14 protein-coding genes are annotated in these 17,249 nt (G+C 66.9%); 8 read left to right on the top strand and 6 right to left on the bottom strand.

Going from position 1 to position 17,249, the window contains the following annotated elements; genetic code table 11:
- Nucleotides 1-113 precede the first annotated feature (113 nt).
- Nucleotides 114-1,322, top strand: coding sequence for a urate hydroxylase PuuD (locus PSQ39_RS13805; RefSeq protein WP_273927390.1), 1,209 nt, complete (start codon nucleotides 114-116; stop codon nucleotides 1,320-1,322).
- 7 nt (nucleotides 1,323-1,329) lie between these two features.
- Nucleotides 1,330-2,727 (top strand): 8-oxoguanine deaminase, encoded by a 1,398-nt coding sequence (locus tag PSQ39_RS13800; protein ID WP_273927389.1) that lies wholly within the window; start codon nucleotides 1,330-1,332, stop codon nucleotides 2,725-2,727.
- A gap of 5 nt (nucleotides 2,728-2,732) precedes the next feature.
- On the opposite strand, the gene modA is transcribed toward PSQ39_RS13800, so the two are convergent.
- A complete protein-coding gene (modA, locus tag PSQ39_RS13795; RefSeq protein ID WP_273927388.1) occupies nucleotides 2,733-3,491 on the bottom strand; it encodes a molybdate ABC transporter substrate-binding protein in 759 nt (252 codons plus the stop codon).
- A gap of 99 nt (nucleotides 3,492-3,590) precedes the next feature.
- The gene (locus tag PSQ39_RS13790; RefSeq protein ID WP_273927387.1) at nucleotides 3,591-4,181 is read right to left on the bottom strand and encodes a lysophospholipid acyltransferase family protein; all 591 of its coding nucleotides are present in this window, start codon (nucleotides 4,179-4,181) and stop codon (nucleotides 3,591-3,593) included.
- A 402-nt stretch (nucleotides 4,182-4,583) separates the two neighbouring features.
- Between PSQ39_RS13790 and PSQ39_RS13785 the strand changes: the two genes are divergently transcribed.
- Both PSQ39_RS13785 and PSQ39_RS13780 read left to right on the top strand, forming a co-directional pair.
- Nucleotides 4,584-5,969 carry an MFS transporter gene (locus PSQ39_RS13785; RefSeq protein ID WP_273927386.1) on the top strand — a complete coding sequence of 462 codons (1,386 nt, stop codon included), beginning with the start codon at nucleotides 4,584-4,586 and terminating at the stop codon, nucleotides 5,967-5,969.
- Between the two features lie 120 nt (nucleotides 5,970-6,089).
- Entirely contained in the window at nucleotides 6,090-6,734 is a 645-nt protein-coding gene (locus PSQ39_RS13780; RefSeq protein ID WP_273927385.1) for a class I SAM-dependent methyltransferase, read from the top strand.
- 67 nt (nucleotides 6,735-6,801) lie between these two features.
- Here PSQ39_RS13780 and PSQ39_RS13775 read toward each other — a convergent pair whose 3' ends face one another.
- Complete coding sequence (locus PSQ39_RS13775; RefSeq protein WP_273927489.1) at nucleotides 6,802-8,559, bottom strand: EAL domain-containing protein; 1,758 nt, start codon at nucleotides 8,557-8,559, stop codon at nucleotides 6,802-6,804.
- Nucleotides 8,560-8,780: 221 nt separating this feature from the next.
- Here PSQ39_RS13775 and PSQ39_RS13770 point away from each other — a divergent pair, with 221 nt between their 5' ends.
- Entirely contained in the window at nucleotides 8,781-10,124 is a 1,344-nt protein-coding gene (locus PSQ39_RS13770; protein ID WP_273927384.1) for a glycerate kinase type-2 family protein, read from the top strand.
- A 60-nt stretch (nucleotides 10,125-10,184) separates the two neighbouring features.
- A complete protein-coding gene (locus PSQ39_RS13765) occupies nucleotides 10,185-10,661 on the top strand; it encodes a MarR family winged helix-turn-helix transcriptional regulator (protein ID WP_273927383.1) in 477 nt (158 codons plus the stop codon).
- A gap of 79 nt (nucleotides 10,662-10,740) precedes the next feature.
- Here PSQ39_RS13765 and PSQ39_RS13760 read toward each other — a convergent pair whose 3' ends face one another.
- From PSQ39_RS13760 to PSQ39_RS13750, 3 genes are all read right to left on the bottom strand, one after another.
- Nucleotides 10,741-12,537 (bottom strand): tannase/feruloyl esterase family alpha/beta hydrolase, encoded by a 1,797-nt coding sequence (locus PSQ39_RS13760; RefSeq protein WP_273927382.1) that lies wholly within the window; start codon nucleotides 12,535-12,537, stop codon nucleotides 10,741-10,743.
- 150 nt (nucleotides 12,538-12,687) lie between these two features.
- Nucleotides 12,688-13,131 (bottom strand): acyl-CoA thioesterase, encoded by a 444-nt coding sequence (locus tag PSQ39_RS13755; RefSeq protein ID WP_273927381.1) that lies wholly within the window; start codon nucleotides 13,129-13,131, stop codon nucleotides 12,688-12,690.
- Nucleotides 13,132-13,179: 48 nt separating this feature from the next.
- Nucleotides 13,180-13,452, bottom strand: a complete 273-nt coding sequence (locus PSQ39_RS13750) for an oxidoreductase-like domain-containing protein (RefSeq protein ID WP_273927380.1) — start codon at nucleotides 13,450-13,452, stop codon at nucleotides 13,180-13,182.
- A 214-nt stretch (nucleotides 13,453-13,666) separates the two neighbouring features.
- Here PSQ39_RS13750 and PSQ39_RS13745 point away from each other — a divergent pair, with 214 nt between their 5' ends.
- Nucleotides 13,667-14,623, top strand: coding sequence for a glycosyltransferase (locus tag PSQ39_RS13745; RefSeq protein ID WP_273927379.1), 957 nt, complete (start codon nucleotides 13,667-13,669; stop codon nucleotides 14,621-14,623).
- A 37-nt stretch (nucleotides 14,624-14,660) separates the two neighbouring features.
- Nucleotides 14,661-17,150 carry an aldo/keto reductase gene (locus tag PSQ39_RS13740; protein WP_273927378.1) on the top strand — a complete coding sequence of 830 codons (2,490 nt, stop codon included), beginning with the start codon at nucleotides 14,661-14,663 and terminating at the stop codon, nucleotides 17,148-17,150.
- Nucleotides 17,151-17,249: the final 99 nt, after the last annotated feature.

The following is a 17,249-nucleotide window of genomic DNA, read 5'->3' as shown; positions in this document are numbered from 1 at the left end:
GGGGTTCACAAGAGACCCATGGCCGCGGCCGCAACATCTGCTCAGAGCGCCCGCAGTGGTGAGCAGGCTTTCAACGTGTTCGGTCGATGTGGGCCGGGTCACGGGAGTTGAGCATGGAAAGTTATTTCCTCGACTGGGCCAACCTGCTGCTGCGCTGGGTCCATGTCATCACGGCCATCGCCTGGGTGGGGTCTTCTTTTTACTTTGTCTTCCTGGACAGCAGCCTGACCCCGCCGGTCGATGAGGACCTGAAACGCCAGGGCGTCAGCGGCGAGCTGTGGGCCGTGCACGGCGGGGGCTTCTACCACCCGGTCAAGTTCGCGGTCTCACCGCCCCAGCTGCCCAGCCACCTGCATTGGTTTTATTGGGAAAGCTACAGTACCTGGCTGAGCGGCTTTTCGCTGTTCACCATCTCCTACCTCTGGAGCGCCAGCACCTACCTGATCGACAAGTCGCGCATGGACTGGGCGCCCGCCGAGGCGATCGCCGTGGCGCTGGGTTTCCTGGTCGTGTTCTGGCTGTTGTACGACGGCATCTGCCGCTTCTTTGGCCAGCGCAAGAACGGTGACGCCATCGTCGGTGGCCTGGTCTTGGTCCTGGTGTGCGTGGCGGCCTGGTTGGCTTGCCACTGGTTTGCCGGGCGTGCCGCCTTCTTGCTGGTGGGCGCGATGATCGCCACCTCGATGAGCGCCAATGTGTTCTTCTGGATCATCCCGGGCCAGCGCACGGTGGTGGGCCAGATCAAGGCCGGCTTGCCGGTGGACCCCATCCATGGCAAGCGCGGCAAACAGCGCAGCGTGCACAACACCTACTTCACGCTGCCGGTGCTGTTTGCCATGCTGTCCAACCACTACAGCTTCGCCTACACGCACCCGCAGAATTGGCTGATCCTGATCGGCATGATGTTCGCGGGCGCCGCCATCCGCCAGTTCTTCGTCATGCGCCACGGCCACAAGCTGGGCCGCAACCCGCACCCTTGGCCTTACGCGGCCGCTGGTGTGGTGGTGCTGCTGGGCCTGATCGCCTGGCTGCGCCCCGCACCCGTTGCGCCGACCGTGGTCACGGCCCAGCCAGCGGTGGTGGGCTATGAACAGATCAAGCCGGTGCTGGCCGAGCGCTGCTACCTGTGCCACGGTGAGCAGGTGCAGATGAAGAACGTGCGCCTGGATTCGCCCGAACAGGTGCAAGCCCATGCCCAGGCCATCTACCAGCAGGCCGTGGTCAGCAAGATCATGCCCATGAACAACGCCACCGGCATCACCGACGCCGAGCGCGCCCTGATCGGCGCCTGGTTCCAGGGCGGCGCCAAAACCGCGCCGTGAACACGCCATGAGCACCTTGCTGCTGCGCCACGCGCGCTGCGTGGCCACGCTGGACGCGCAGCGCCGCGAGCTGACCGACACCTCGATCTTCATCCGCGACTACCGCATCGAGGCCATGGGCCCGGCCCACGACTTGCCTGCTGAGGCCGATGAGGTGCTCGACCTGTCGGGCTGCCTGGTCACGCCGGGCCTGGTCAACACCCACCACCACATGTACCAGTCGCTGACCCGGGCCATCCCCGCGGTGCAGGACGCGGAGTTGTTCTCCTGGCTGCGTGGCCTGTACCCGATCTGGGCTGGCCTGACGCCCGAGATGGTGCAGGTCTCCACCCAGGTGGCCATGGCCGAGCTGCTGCTCAGTGGTTGCACCACCAGCAGCGACCACCTCTACATCTACCCCAATGGCGTGCGGCTGGACGACAGCATCGAAGCGGCCCAGCAGATCGGCATGCGCTTTGTCGCCACGCGCGGCAGCATGAGCGTGGGCCAGTCCCAAGGCGGCTTGCCGCCCGACGTGGTGGTCGAGCGCGAAGACGCCATCTTGCGCGACACCCAGCGCCTGATCGAGACCTGGCACGACGCCCGCCACGGGGCCATGGTGCAGGTGGCGGTGGCACCGTGTTCACCCTTCAGCGTGAGCCGCGACCTGATGCGCGAATCCGCCCGGCTGGCGCGCGCCCACGGGGTGCGCCTGCACACCCACCTGGCCGAAAACGACCACGACATCGCCTACAGCCGCGAGAAGTTTGGCTGCACCCCGGCCGAGTACGCCGAGCAACTGGGCTGGGTCGGCCATGACGTGTGGCACGCGCACTGCGTCAAGCTCGACGCGGCCGGCATGGGCTTGTTCGCCCGCACCCGCACCGGCGTTGCGCACTGCCCCTGCAGCAACATGCGCCTGGCTTCGGGCATCGCCCCTGTGCGCCGCATGCTGGACGCGGGCGTGCCCGTGGGCCTGGGGGTGGACGGCAGCGCCAGCAACGACGGCGCCCACATGCTGGGCGAGGCCCGCCAGGCCCTGCTGCTGGCGCGCGTGGGGCGTGCGCTCGAGCCCTTTGGCTGCGACGCCGGCCCGGCCGAGATGACCGCCCGCGACGCGCTGACCTTGGCCACGCGCGGCGGGGCCGAGGTGCTGGGACGCAGCGACATCGGCCACCTGGCTGTGGGCCAGTGTGCCGATTTGGCGGTGTTTGATTTGCGCAGCCTCGACTTCGCCGGTGGCGCCGTGCACGACCCGGTGGGCGCCTTGCTGCTGTGCGCCAGCGCCAAGGCGCGCCACACCGTGGTCAACGGGCGGGTGGTGGTGCGCGAGGGGCAGCTCACCACGGTGGATTTGCCACCGCTGCTGGAGCGGCACAACCGCCTGGCCCTGCAACTGGCCATCACGGCCTTGGGCCAGCGCTGAGGGGCTCAGGGCTTGGCGAAGCCGTGGCCCTGCAAGATCGCCTGGGCCGGCGCTGAGCGCACGTAGGCCACGAAGTCCTGGGCCAGCGCGGGCTGTCGGCTGGCTTGGACCGCGGCGATCGGGTAGTGCACGGGCGTGCGGGTCGGCACGGTGAGGGCGATGCGCACCTTGCTCGGGTCCAGCAGGGCATCGCTGCGGTAGACAAAGCCCGCATCCACCTCCCCGCGCCCCACATAGGTCAGCACCTGGCGCACGCTGTCGCCGTAGATGAAGCGCGGCTGCAAGGTGGCCTCCAGCTGCGCGCTGCGCAGGGCCTCCAGGGTGTAGCGGCCGACGGGCACGCTGGCGGGTTGGCCGACTGCGATCTTGGCGTAAGCCGGGGCGCTGAGGTCCGCCAGGGTCGCCGGTGGTTTGGTTTGGCTGGCCGGCACCACCAGGACCAGGCTGTTGCTGGCGAAGTCAACCCGGCCGGGCGCCATCAGCTGCGCCGCGACAGCACGGTCCATGGTTTCTTCATCGGCCGAGGCAAAGACGTCTACTGGGGCGCCTTGGCGAATTTGCTGCAACAACGGGCCGGAGGCCGCGAAATTGAGGTTCACCTTCACGCCGGGCCGGGTCTTCTCAAAGGCCCGAGCCACGTCCTGGAAGGCGTTGGTCAGGCTGGCCGCGGCCGACACGGTCAGCTCCTGGGCCCACAAGGCGCTGCTCAGGCTCAGGCCCATCAGGGCCAGGGCAAGGGGACGGAACACCGAAAGAGGCTTCATGCGCTATTCCTTAATTGAATAGCGAATCGTAGCGCTAAGTGTTTTGCCCCAAGCTTGGATGGAGATTCCGGGGCTCGCCAGTGGGGCGCCCCGGGGGTCTCAGCTGGCGTCGAATTCCGCTGCGTTGCGGCCCCGGAAGGGGGCATAGAAGGCCTTGATTTCGCGCATGTCACTGTCGATGTCGCCCGTGGGCTGGAACACGGGGCCCAGGCCGCTGCGCTTTTGGGCGAAGTCCATGTAGGCCAGCACGATGGGTACTTCGGCGGTCACGGCAATCCAGTAAAAACCGGTTTTCCAGTGCCGGGTCTTGCTGCGCGTGCCTTCGGGCGGCACCACCAGCTGCCAAGGGCCTGGGCTGGAGCGAATGGCTTCGGCCGAGGCTGCGACCAGGTTGCTGGACTGCTCCCGGTTCACCGGCAGGCCACCCAGCCAGCGCATGACGCCGCCAAAAGGAAAGCGAAACAGTTGGCGCTTGCCCATCCAGTGGATGTTCAGGCGCAGCACAAAAGCCACCATCAAGGTGTAGGGCAGGTCCCAGTTGCTGGTGTGGGGGGCGGCTATCAGCACGCAGCGGGCGTGCTCGGGGGGCAGCGAGCCTTCGACCTGCCAGCCTTTGAGGCGCAAAAAGGCCACAGAGAACGCGCGCAGCAGGCGGTTGACCCCGGGGGTGGTGAAGAGGGTGCGGTGCATGACAAGGGGACAGAGCCTGAGACCAGCGGCATTGTGCCGGGTTTGGGCGGCAACACGGGGCAGGAAAACCAGCAGCTTGTCCCAACTCAAATCCGGGCGACGGGTTTGGTAGCGCTGCCTTTTGAGGCCAGCCAGACCCTAGGTGAAACCCTTGGAGTGAATGATCATCGGACAAAAACGTGCGGTGATCGAACGTTTTAACATTTCTGGGCTTGGGGAAAACCAGTAGCCGGGCCTACAGTCCGCTCCCACGTTCTTCAGGCGCGCTGTGTCCTCTCAAGGGAGCAGGGTGCCTGGAGCGAGTTCTCTGTCCTGAAACTGCACCGAGTTGCTGCTCGTTGCCCCAAGGCCCTGACCGCGCTTGGCCCAGTTGTCCTGCCTCCTGCAAGAAAGCCCTCACCCATGTCGAGCTCCCCAGCGGCGTCCCACGACGCCCAGCAAACCAAGAAAGCCACCGCCAGTGGCTGGATCGGCTCCGTTCTGGAGTACTACGATTTCTTCATCTACGCGACCGCGGCATCGCTGATTTTTCCGCAGCTCTTCTTCCCGTCGAGCAACCCGCAAGTGGCCATCGTGGCCTCGCTGGCCACCTATGGCGTGGGCTATGTGGCGCGCCCGATTGGCGCCTTTTTCCTGGGCCACTGGGGCGACACCCACGGGCGCAAGCAGGTGCTGGTGCTGTGCATGTTCCTGATGGGCTTGTCGACCGTGGCGGTGGGCCTGCTGCCGACCTACGACCAAGTCGGCCTGCTGGCGCCCACCCTGTTGGTGCTGCTGCGCCTGGTGCAAGGCTTTGCGGTGGCCGGTGAGATCTCGGGCGCCAGTTCGATGATCCTGGAGCACGCCCCCGTGGGCCGCCGAGGCTTCTTTGCCAGCTTTGCCCTGCAAGGGGTGCAGGCCGGCCAGATCCTGGCTGCCGCGGTGTTCTTGCCCCTGGCGCACTTTCTGCCCGCAGCCGACTTCAACACCTGGGGCTGGCGCATTCCCTTTTTGCTGAGCTTCATCGTCATCATCGTGGGTTGGAAGATCCGCCGCGAGGTGGACGAGACCCCCATCTTTGCCGAAGAAGGCCATGCCGCCCAGGTGCCGCGCGCGCCCATCGTGCAAGCCGTCACCCAGAGCTGGCCCAACATGCTGCGCGTGATCTGCATGGCGCTGATGAACGTGATCCCTGTCGTGACCACCGTGTTTGGCGCGGCCTATGCCGTGCAGGCCGGCTATGGCATTGGTTTTGACAAGGACGTGTACCTGTGGATCCCGGTGCTGGGCAACTGCCTGGCCGTGGTGGTGATTCCGATGGTGGGTAATTGGTCGGATCGCATTGGCCGACGCCTGCCCATCATGGTCGGTGCCGTGGGGGCGGGTCTGCTGTCCTTTGGCTACCTGTATGCGATCAGCATCAAGAACGTGCCGCTGGCCATGTTGATGTCGCTGCTGATGTGGGGCCTGGTCTACCAAGGCTACAACGCCGTGTTCCCGAGCTTCTACCCTGAAATGTTCCCGGCCCGCACCCGCGTCTCGGCCATGGCGATCTCGCAGAACCTGGGCACCTTGGTGACGGCTTTGCTGCCTGCTTTGTTCGCGGCCGTGGCCCCACCCGGCTCAGCCAACATCCCCCTGACGGTGGGTGCCATCACCCTGGCCATCACGGTGCTGGCGGCCCTGGCGGCTTGGAGCTCGCGGGAGACCTTCCGCATTCCCACCAAGGACCTGGGCCTGCCGGATGCCCGTCCGCTGGAGGCGTCCGAGTACGAGCGCTTGCGTCTGCAGGCCCGCCAAGGTTTGTAATCTCCAGGAGATTTAGGCGGCATGTTTGCGGCGCGGCAGGTCCAGGTTTCCGTTGGCAGTGAAGACATGGGCCTCACGTAAAATCCTGGGTTGCCCTTCGGCCCAGACAAGGAAACAGGAATGAAAAGAATCAATGTTGGATGCGGGATGACGCCAACAGTTGGATATGTGAATGTCGACAACTCTTTCAGCATCAAACTGTCCAAGTTCCCCTGGCTGGTAACGCTGCTGTACCGCTTCAAATTGGTCAGCCGAGCTCAAATGGATTACATCGAGTTCTGCCAAAAGAACCAACTTGCCTGGGCCGATGTCACTCGGCACATTCCCGTGGAGAGTGGCGGTGCTGATGTACTCTACAGCTCCCACATGCTGGAGCATCTGGATCGACAGGAAGCCCGGTTGTTCCTGGCTGAGGCGCAGCGTGTACTGGCTTCGGGCGGAGTGTTGCGCCTTGCTTTGCCCGACCTGGAAAAGAACATTCGCACCTACCAGCAGAACATGGACGCGGATCAACTCATTGACGCCGTCTTCACTTGCGTGCCCCGGCCCCGCACGCTGGCCCAGCGGATTCGCATGCTGCTGGTGGGCACGCGCCACCACCAATGGATGTACGACGGTTCATCGCTTTGCAAGCTGCTCAGCGCAGCAGGCTTTTCCAATCCCGTCGTGTTGGCAGCTGGCCAGACGACCATCCAGAATCCAGGTCCTCTGAACCTGCGTGAGTACGAAGACATTTCGGTTTACGTCGAGGCGAATCGACCCTGACCCACTTCCGCACCAAAAGACGCAGCTGACACAAGCCGGCTGCGCGAGCATGGCAGTAGCGTCAGCCTCAATGCCCGGGCTGGCGCGCCTGTTGCGCCCGGGTCAGTTCACGCACAAACAGGCCGCTTTGGCTTTGTTTGGCGTCGTGCTTGGCCAAGGCCGCTTCGTTGGCCACTTGCTCAGCGGAGTGGTACTGGCCGCGCAGCACGCGCACCGCGCCAATCGACAGGGTGGTGCAGGGAAAGAAGCGCTTCACGCCGTGGCGGTCCTCGGCTTCAATGCCGCCGGCCTGCCGGGCGCTGTCGTCGAACAGGTTCAAGGCCTCCTGGGCAAACTCTTCGATGATGTCTTCGCAGCGCTGTTGCCAGTTGTTGCTCTGAAACAGGATCATGAAGTCATCGCCGCCCACGTGGCCAACAAAGTCGCGCCGCGCGTCGCAGTGGCCCACGCACAGGCGCGCCACCAGGCGGATCATCTCGTCGCCGCGCCAGTAGCCGTACTGGTCGTTGAAGGGCTTGAAGTGGTTCAGGTCGGCGTAGCAAGCCACGAACTCGGTGCCGCTGTCCAGCAGTCGGTCGATGTGCATGCTGATCGGGATGTTGCCCGGCAAAAAGGTCAGCGGGTTGGCGTGGCGCGCGGCTTCGATGCGCGCTTCGGTGACTGAGCGCACCAATTGGTCGCCCGTGCCCAGGCCCACGTAGCGGCCGTTGTCGGTGACGATGAAGCCGTCGCTCAGGTAGCGCTGGTCCTGCGAGGTGAGGATGCCCACCAGCTCGTCCACGTCGTAGTCCAGCTCGACCACGCGCGGGGAGTGGTTGGCATAGGCCAGGCAGGGCTTGCGGCCGTGCACTTCCCGGAAGTACAAGGTGGCGTAGTGGTTCATGAACTGCTGGCGGTTGATCAGCGCCACGGGGCGCTCGCCGTCCACCACGGCGATGGCGTGCAGTTCGGGGCGCAGCTTGAACAGTTCGGCCAGCTCGTTGTTGGTGCAGGCCAGGGGGGCGGCAGGCGCCTGGATCACTGGCAGGTGGCGCAGCACACCGGGGCGCGCCGTGGTCTGCAGTTGCGGCAGCACGGCCACGCGGCGGTCGTTCATCACCGACTGGGCTTCGGCTTCGATGTGGGCCAGCACGGTGGCGGCGGGGCGTCCCAGCAGGTAACCCTGGCCATAGGCCATGCCCAGGTCGCGCAGCACGCGCAGGTCGTCGCGGGTTTCGATGCCCTCGGCGATCAGCACCGAGCCAAACACCTCGGCAATGCCCTTGAGCGCATGGACGACCTGCAGGCTCTCGGTGCGCTCGCTGAGTTCGCGGGTGAAGTACTTGTCGATCTTCACGTACGCCGGTTTGAGTTCGGACCACAGGCGCAGGCTGGAGCGGCCGTCACCAAAGTCATCCAGCGCCAGCGACACGCCAGCCGCGTGCAGGTGCTGCACGGCCAGGTGCAGCTGGGACATGTCGCTGACGCGCTCGTGCTCGGTCAACTCCAGTACCAACATGCGTGGCGACACACCGCAGCGCCAGGCGGTGTCCACTATGGCTTTGCTGTCGTGCAGGTTCACCGCCTGCACCAAGGCGTCGGCACTGATGTTGACGAACAGGCGGCCCGGCTCGCCCAGAGCGCCCCATTGGGCCAGGGCGGTGTGCACGCAAAACAGCTCGAACTCGAACAGCAGGTCTTCCTGGGCTGCCAGGGCCAGCAGCACGTCCGGGCGGTGCCAGGGGCTGTCGACCGGGCCCCGGATCAGGGCTTCATGTCCAAAGATGCTGCCGCTGCGCAGGTCGGCAATGGGTTGGAACACACAGTGCAGGGCCTGGCGCTCCATCAGCTGGGCCAGGGGGCCAGGGGCCAGGGTGACCCCGGGGTCCAGGCGCGAGGCCCGTGCCACCGCCAGGGATTCCGGTTCGTTTCGGTTCAAGGGGCGCTCCCGCTAGGTCAGGGAACGAGATCGTGTCAGGGCGCTGTGACAAGGCCATGACGCTTTGAGCAAGCCAGCCTTCACCGCAAGTGAAGGCTGGGCAGCCGTAGCCTGGGCACAATCGGGGCATGACCCTCGCGCCCCAGAACCTGCCCAACGCCACGCCTGATCCGGTCACTGCACCGGCGGCCTTCCTCGAACACCTTTACGCCGTGGCGGTGCAGCGCGCCCAGCCGCTGCATGGCCTTGGCCTGCACCTGCCGCCCCCGCCCAAGGGGCGCACCCTGGTGCTGGGCGCCGGCAAGGCGGGCGCCTCGATGGCGCAGGCACTGGAGGCCTTGTGGCCGGCGGACGCCCCGCTGTCGGGCCTGGTGGTCACGCGTTACCACCACATCCCGCCGCGACCGGCGGGCTTGCCGCAGCGCATCGACATCGTTGAAGCCGCCCACCCCGTGCCCGACGCGGCCGGCGAGGCCGCGGCCCAGCGCATCCTGCAGTTGACCGAGGGCCTCACCGCCGACGATTTGGTGCTGTGCCTGATCTCAGGCGGCGGCTCCGCGCTCCTGACCTTGCCGGCCGAGGGCCTGTCTTTGGCAGAAAAGCAGCGCATCAACCGTGCCTTGCTGGAAAGCGGGGCCCACATTGGCGAGATGAACTGCGTGCGCAAGCACCTGTCGCGCATCAAGGGCGGGCGTCTGGCGGCGGCCTGCGCACCCGCCCAGGTGCTGACCTTGACCATCAGCGACGTGCCGGGCGACGACCCCTCGGTCATTGCCAGCGGGCCCACCGTGCCTGACGCCACCACCTGCGCCGACGCCCTGGCCATCCTGGCGCGCTACCGCATCGACCTGCCTGCGGCCGTGCAGGCGGCGCTGGAGGCTGGCGCGCTGGAAACCCCCAAGCCCGGTGACCCCGTGTTTGCGGGCCAAACGGTGCAGCTGATCGCCACCCCGCGCCAATCGCTGGAGGCCGCGGCCGAGGTGGCGCGCGCCGCTGGCCTGCCGGTGCATGTGCTGGCCGACGACATGGAGGGGGAGTCGCGCGAGGTGGGCAAGGTGCACGCGGCGCTGGCGCGTTCGGTGGCCTTGCACGGCACGCCGTTTGCGCGGCCCTGCCTGATCCTGTCGGGCGGTGAAACCACCGTCACCATCCGCCCCCAGGCACCGGGGACCCCGCGTGGGCGCGGTGGCCGCGCCGGGGAGTTCTGCCTGGGCCTGGCCCGGGCCCTGCAAGGTCAAGCGGGCGTTTGGGCCCTGGCGGCCGACACCGATGGCATTGACGGGGTGGAAGACAACGCCGGCGCCCGTGTCCGCCCCGACACCCTGGCGCGCGCGCAAGCGCAGGGCTTGCGCATTGACGCCTTCCTCGACCGCAACGACGCCTATGGCTTTTTTGAAGCGGTGGGGGATTTGGTCGTGACCGGGCCGACCAACACCAATGTGAATGATTTCCGCGCCCTGCTGATTTTGTGAGCGGCCGGGGGCCCCAGGGAGGGCTGGCGCGGGGCAGCGCTCGGGTAAACTGCCGCCGCCATGACAAGTCCACCCGTCCCCGATTCCCTGCGCCCTGGCGATTTGGACCCTGCCCCGGTGGCTGGTTTGCTCGGCTACTTGCTGGCGCAAGCCACCATCCCGACCAACCAAGTGTTCAAGGCCCACATTGAGCAGGTGTACGCGCTCAACAAGCTGGAGTTCACCATCCTGATGCTGCTCTCGGGCAACGAGCAGGTCACGCCCAAGCGACTGGCCTTGGCGCTCAACATCCCCAGCTCCAACCTCACCTTGTTGCTGGACCGGCTGGAGCTGCGTGGCGTGCTGCAGCGCGAGCGCAGCGACACCGATCGCCGCGTTCAGTACGTGACCCTGAGCCCGGCGGGGCAAGCCCTGGCCCGCGAGGTCCGTGCCACCACGGCCACCATGGAGCAGGATTTGCTCAGTGGCCTCAGTGCGGCCGAACGCAGCGCTTTGTTTGTCCTGTTGGGCAGGGTGGCACAACGCCGCCAGCTCTGAGCGGGGTTGCCGGGAGGCGGCGCCACCAACAACAAGGGGCCCGATGGGGCCCCTTGTTCATTCAATCAGCGTGCGCACCTCAAGGCTGGCAGCTGAAGCTGGAGGCCAGCTCGACATTGCCCGTGCCCTTGTAGCGTGCCACGGTGGGGTAGGGGCACAGCGGACGGGTGCGGCCGGGGGACCAGGTGGCGGGCACTTCGCTGTTGATCAGCGCGGGCAGGCTGCTGGTGCCGGCGCCACGCGCGGCCACGGTCACGGCCTGGGGCTGGCTGGCTTTTTCCACCCAGTTCACCAGCGGGTCCAGCAAATCGAACTGGTCGGCTGTGGGGCCACCGCTGCAGTGGTTCATCGACGGCACGGCGTAGAGGCGGGCAAAGCGGTCCACCGAGCCCCCGAGGTTGGCATTGCTCACACCCTGGAACCAGGTCACCGTGTCGTTGAAGGAGAACACCGGGTCACTGGTGCCGTGGTAGAGGATGATCTTGGCGCCCCGGTCGCGCAAGCGGCTCAGGTCCGTGGGGTTGGGCGGCGTCATGAAGGACATGGCCGACTCGGTGTACACGCCGCTGGTGGCAAAGATCTTGGGCGCGTCGGTGTCGACGTTGAAGTTCAGCGCATACGGCAGGCCCGTGAAGGTGCTGGTGTTGGTCTGCGGCGGCGAGGTGAAGATGAAGGCCGTGGCCCCCGGGTCGCGGCCCACGCCCGTCGAGTTGCTGAACTTCCAGGCCGCCCAGCCCGCGCTGCTGCTGCCCTTGATGCCCACGTCGTAGGGGAAGCTGGCGTAGAGCGCGGCGCCGCTGCTGTTGCGCGCACCGGTGTGCACATCGGTCAGCACGGTTTTCTGCGCAGGGGTCAGGCAGGCGCCGGTGCGGTTGCCGCTGCAGGTCGGGATGTCATTGGCCACGCTGAAGGTGGCTTGGCAGGCCGCCACATCGCCCACCCAGCCGTCACTGGCGCCATCCAGGGCGTCGCACTTGGCCAGGATTTTGTCGCCGATCAGGTTGAGTTCGGTCGGTGTGAAGGCGGTCGACACATCAGGCAGGTCCACTGCGGTGGCGACACCGGCAGCGGTGCTCACCGAGGTGACGCGGCCCGTGGCCACCTTGGCGTACTGCTGCACGCCCCACAGCTGGGCCACGGCCGCCTTGGGCAGGTTGTAGCCCGGCGCGCCGGCCAGGATGCCGTCGTACTGGTCGGCGTAACGCGACGCCGCCACCAGGGCGTGGCGGCCCCCGTTGGAGCAGCCGCCCAGGTAAGAGCGGTCGGGCGCCTTGCCATAGGTCAGCTTGATCAGGTTCTTGGCCATGGGCGTCAAAGTGCCGACGGCGCCATAGCCGTAGTCGATGCGCGCTTGCGGGTCGATGCCGAAGAACGGCGTGGTCTGCGATTGGTGGCCCGCGTCCGAGCTCAACACGGCAAAACCCTTGCTCAAGGCGCTGCTCAGCGGCCCGCCACCGAGGGCACCCGCAGCCGTGCCAATGGCGCCGTCGGTGCCACCATTGGCTTGGTAATAGAAGCGGCCGTTCCAGGCCTTGGGCAGGCGGATTTCAAAGCCGATGTAATACGTGTTGCCGTCCACCGGGCTGACGCGCTGGTTCATGCGGCCCACCACGCGGCAGTGCTCGGCCGTCTGGATGTTGGCCACCAGGCCCGCCGCCACGGTGGTGGCCGAGGTGATGCTGGTGTTGGGCAGGCTGGCCAGCGTGGTGGACAGGCTGGCGCAATCGCCCGTGAAGTTGGCGGGGATGGCGGCCGACAGCTGCGGCAGCGACACCTCACCGCTGCTCCCGCCACCACAGGCGGACAGCGCGGCACAGGCCGAGAGGGCCAGCCACAGCGGGTGGGCGGGCATGGACCGGCGGGACAGAGGGCGCATGGGGGTCTCCTTCATGACTTGGTGTGGGTCATGATGGTAGTTATTTAAAGTAACTATTACTTTAAGTAATTACCCGAAGAAAGCCGCTCGCTCAGATCGCCGGTGCCGGTGCAGGGGCGGTTCCCAGGGCCGTGGCCCGCAGCCCGCGGCTCAGTCGCAGAGCGCGCGGATCGAGGGCGGAATCAGCACCGCACGGATGCCGGGGCTGCCGTCTTCGCGTGCGCTGGCAAAAATGCGCACCTCCTGGCATTCGAGGATCAGGTCCTCGCCGCGGCACACGCGGTAGCTCTGCACAAAGCTCTTGCCGCGCCACTCGGTCACCGCGGTGTGGATTTGCAGGTGGTCGCCGTAGCTGGCCGTCTTGATGAAGCGCGCCTGGGTGTCCACCAGGGGGGTGCCGATCACGCCCAGGGTGCGTGTGGTCTCTTCCCAGCGCGGGACGCCGCAGGCCTCGAAGAAATGGCGCGAGGCGGCGTCGATCCAACGGAAGAAGTTGGGAAACCAGACGATGCCGGCAGGGTCGCAGTCACCAAATTCCACCCGCACTTGGTAGGTCACGGTGCGGGGGGGCTTTTGTTCGATCAGGTCGCTCATGAATCAAGTCTTTCGCCAAAGGCTGGGGCGGGTCACGCCATTGTGCGTTCAGGGCAGGGGGTTGGCGTCTTTCAACAAGGCCTCGGCGTCTTCGTGCCAAAAAGCCAGCGCGCCGTAGTAGCCCTCCCAGACGCAGCCATTGCAGCCCCGACCGCAGCAGGTCTGGGGTTCGGGCGGCGGCGCACGCAGGCTCAGGCCGGCCGCCTGCAGGCACTGCTGGGTCTCGGCAATCCCCTGGCGGGCTTGCTGCAGGGCGGGGCCGGCTTCGGGCGCGGCCGGGGGGGCCGTCGGCGGCGTGGTGGGGGCGCTCAGGTCGGACATGGGCTGGCATTGTGCCTGTGCGCTGGCGGCGCAGGGGCACCCGGCGCCAGCGGGCCGCAGCGTGACAGGGTTCCGTTTCTGGGCTCGGGATGCGGAGCTTTATTGTTTCAAAAGGTAAGATATTGACGCTCTGCGCTGTCCTCCGGAGCCTGCGCCGGTCGGCACGGGCCCGCGCGGGATGGGTGGATCGACCTGATTGCCTGCTCACCACGCCATGCCTCACGCCCAACCCGATCCCGCCACTTTGCTGGAGCCGGTCGCTGCCCCGCCCGCGCAGAACCCGATCACCGTGCCGGTGGTGGTGATCTCGCCGGTGCGCGATGAGGCCCAGTACCTGCGTCTGACCATGGACTCCATGGTGGCCCAGACCTGGCGCCCGGTGGAGTGGATCTTGGTCGACGACGGCTCGTCCGATGAGACACCCGACATCGTGCGCGAGTACGCCGCCAAGTACCCCTTCATCCGCCTGGTGCCGCGCCAGAACCGGGGCTTTCGCAAGCTGGGGGGCGGGGTGGTGGCGGCCTTCAACTTCGGGATGGAGCACATCCAGAACACCGATTACGCCTACATCGTCAAGCTCGACGGCGACATGTCTTTTGGCCCCCTGTACCTGCAGCGCATGGTGCAACGCCTGATCGACAACCCGCGCCTGGCGGCGGTTTCGGGCAAGGTGTACCGGCACGAACATGGCCGCTACATCGAAGAAAGCCACATCGCCGAGCAGGTGGCGGGGCAGTTCAAGCTCTACAAGCGCGAGGCGTTTGAAGACATTGGCGGTTTTGTCCAGCACCTGTCCTGGGACGGCATTGACGTGCACATGGCCTGGATGAAGGGCTGGGAAACCCTGGCCGTGTTCGACCCCCAGGCCTGGCTGTGGCACCACCGCATCATGGGTTCGTCGGACAAGCACATCTACGAAGGCCGCCTGCGCTGGGGCCGGGGCAACTGGTACATGGGCTACCACCCGCTGTATGCGGTGGCTGCCGGACTGAACCGCATGCGCGAGAAGCCGGTGGTCATCGGCGGCCTGCTAATGATCTTCAGCTACTTCTGGTCGGCCCTGAAGGGCTTGCCCCGCTATGAGAACCCGGAGTTCCGGCGCTACCTGCGCGCCTGGCAAATGCAGCGGCTCAAGCGCTTTGTGCTGCGCCAGCCCGACCCGCGCCATTGAGGCCCGGCCCCTTGCCTGCATTGCCTGAGTTCACCGCATGACCTTGTTGACCGCCGTCCCTGAGGGCCCGGCCCCCTATGACTTGTGCGTGATGGGCGCCGGCCCGGTGGGCCTGGCGCTGGCGCTGGAAGCGGCTTCGCGCGGCCTCTTGGTGCTGGTGGTCGATGCCGGGCACGCCAACCCCGCCGAGTCGCCACCCGACTGGACCGGCTCCGAGCGTGTGCACCCCGCCCACCACGCCCCGCTGGAGCTGGCCACCCATGTCGGCCTGGCTGGCACCACCTGGCTGTGGGGCGGGCGCTGCGTCCCTTACGAGGCGGTGGATTTCGAGGCCCGGCCCCAGGTCCCGCAAGCTGGATGGCCCCTGTCCGAGGCCGACATCGCGCCCTGGTACCCCCGGGCTGCACGCTATGTGGGCTGTGGTAGCGCCGAATTCCGCCGCCCCTTGCCGCCCGAGGCGGCGGCCAGCGCGGTGTCGCGCCTGCGTGCTTTTGACCTGACCCAGCTGGAACGCTGGTCCCACCAGCCGCGCCTGCTGGGCAGCCTGGGCCAACAAGCCCTGGCCGCCGAGCGGGTGCACCTGCTGCTGCAAACCCGGGTCGAGGCCCTGCATTTGAACCCTGCGCTGGACGCGGTGCAAAGCCTGCAAGTGCGCCGCGATGGTCAAAGCGTCCCGCTGAACGCCCGTGCCTACGTGCTGGCCGGCGGGGCCCTGGGCACGACCCAGTTGCTGCTGCAGACCCAGGCCCGCTACGCCGCCCAGAAAGCCTTGTTTGGCGGGCCCGACGGGCCGCTGGGCCGCTACTACATGGGTCACATCATGGGCTGCATTGCCCGCGTGGTGTTGAAGCAGCCCGCCGACGTGCAGTGGCTGGATTTCAGCCAGGACGCCGACGGCACCTATTTGCGCCGGCGCTGGCTGCCCACGCCGGCCACGCAGCGCGCGAATGGCTTGCTCAACACCTCGTTCTACATCGACAACCCGCCGTTCTACGACCACCGCCATGGCAACCCCACGCTGTCCGCTGTGTTCCTGGGGCTGGCCATCGCCCCGATCGGGCGCCGTCTGGTGGCTGAGGCCATGCGGCTCAAGCACATCGGCCGCCCGCCTTACCGCTGGGGGGCGCACAGCCTGAACATCCTGCGCCGGCCCTGGCGTGCCGGCCTGGACGTGGTCGACATCCTGCGCCACCGTTACCTGTCACCGGTGCGCAAGCCTGGCTTTGTGCTGCGCAGCCCCGGTGGGGTGTACGCGCTGGATTACCACGCCGAGCAAGCCCCGAACCCGGACAGCCGCCTCACGCTGAAGAACGCCGAGGGCGACCTGCGGGTCGACTTCAAATACCTGCCCCAGGACATTGAATCGGTGCTCAAAGCGCACGAGTTGCTGGACCAGGATCTGCGCGCTGCCGGTCTGGGCCACCTTGAATACGAGCGCCCGCCCGAAGAGCGTTACGCCCATGTGTTCGAACAGGCCTCGGACGGCTTTCACCAGATTGGCACCACCCGCATGAGCGCCGACCCGGCCCAAGGCGTGGTCGATGCCGACGGCCGCGTGCATGGACTGGCCAACCTGGGCATCGCCTCCAGCAGCGTGTTCAGCACCTCAGGCGAGGCCAACCCGACCCTGACAGCGGTGGCCTTGGGCTGCCGACAGGCCCATTTCTGGGCTGATCTCTGGGCCGACCACCCCAGCGCCGCCCCCTCACTTGCCCCTTCGAAGGCCCACCCGATGCGACTCGTCCAGCTTCCCGGTACCCGTTTGCAAGTCAGCCGTTTGGTTTTTGGCACCGCCAGCTTGCACCACCTGGCCCGCGAAAGCGATCGGCTGGCCTTGTTGCAGGCCGCCATCGAGGCCGGGTTCAGCCATGTCGACACCTCGCCGCTGTACGGCTTTGGTCTGGCCGAGGCCAGCCTGGGCGCCTTGCCGGCCGAGCTGGCAAGGCGCATCACCGTGACCACCAAGGTCGGCTTGTACGGCCCGCCCGGTGCCCGCGCCAGCGTGCCTGAACTGTATGCACGCAAGGTGCTGGGCAAGGCCTTCAAGGGCTTGAACCGGGCGGTGGTCGATTGGCAACTGGCACGGGCGCGCCAGAGCTTTGAAGACAGCCTGCGCCGCCTGCGCCGCAGCGAGGTCGATGTGCTGCTCTTGCACGAACCGGTGGCCGACCTGATCGCCGGCGACGAGTGGCTGGCCTGGTTGCAGTCGCTGCAGCAGGCGGGGCGCATCCGCGATTGGGGGGTGGCTGGCGAAGCCCCGGCTGTGGCGGCCATGCTGCAGCAGCACCCCGCCCTGACGCCGGTGGTGCAGGTGCGCGACAGCCTGAGCCGGCACCAGGCCGATGTGCTGAAGGCGGTGCCGCGCCCCTTGCAGTTCACCTACGGCTACCTGGCCGACCCGGCCTCCGCCGCGCAACCGGTGGCCCAGCGCCTGCGCCAGGCCCTGCAACGCAATGCCGAGGGGGCGATCTTGGTGTCGACCCGGCGCCTGGACCGGGTCCAGGCCCTGGCGCAGTGCGCTGATTGAGGCCCTTGGGGCCTGTCGATGGCGGACGGGCGGTGATGCATGCCACGCATGGCCTTTGACCTGCCTCAATGTCTGCCAGGGAGGGCTGCGGCAAAGTCC

Source organism: Curvibacter microcysteis (assembly GCF_028649455.1).
GTDB classification, from domain to species: Bacteria; Pseudomonadota; Gammaproteobacteria; order Burkholderiales; family Burkholderiaceae_C; genus Curvibacter; species Curvibacter microcysteis.
This window is presented reverse-complemented; position numbering and strand designations above follow the sequence as displayed.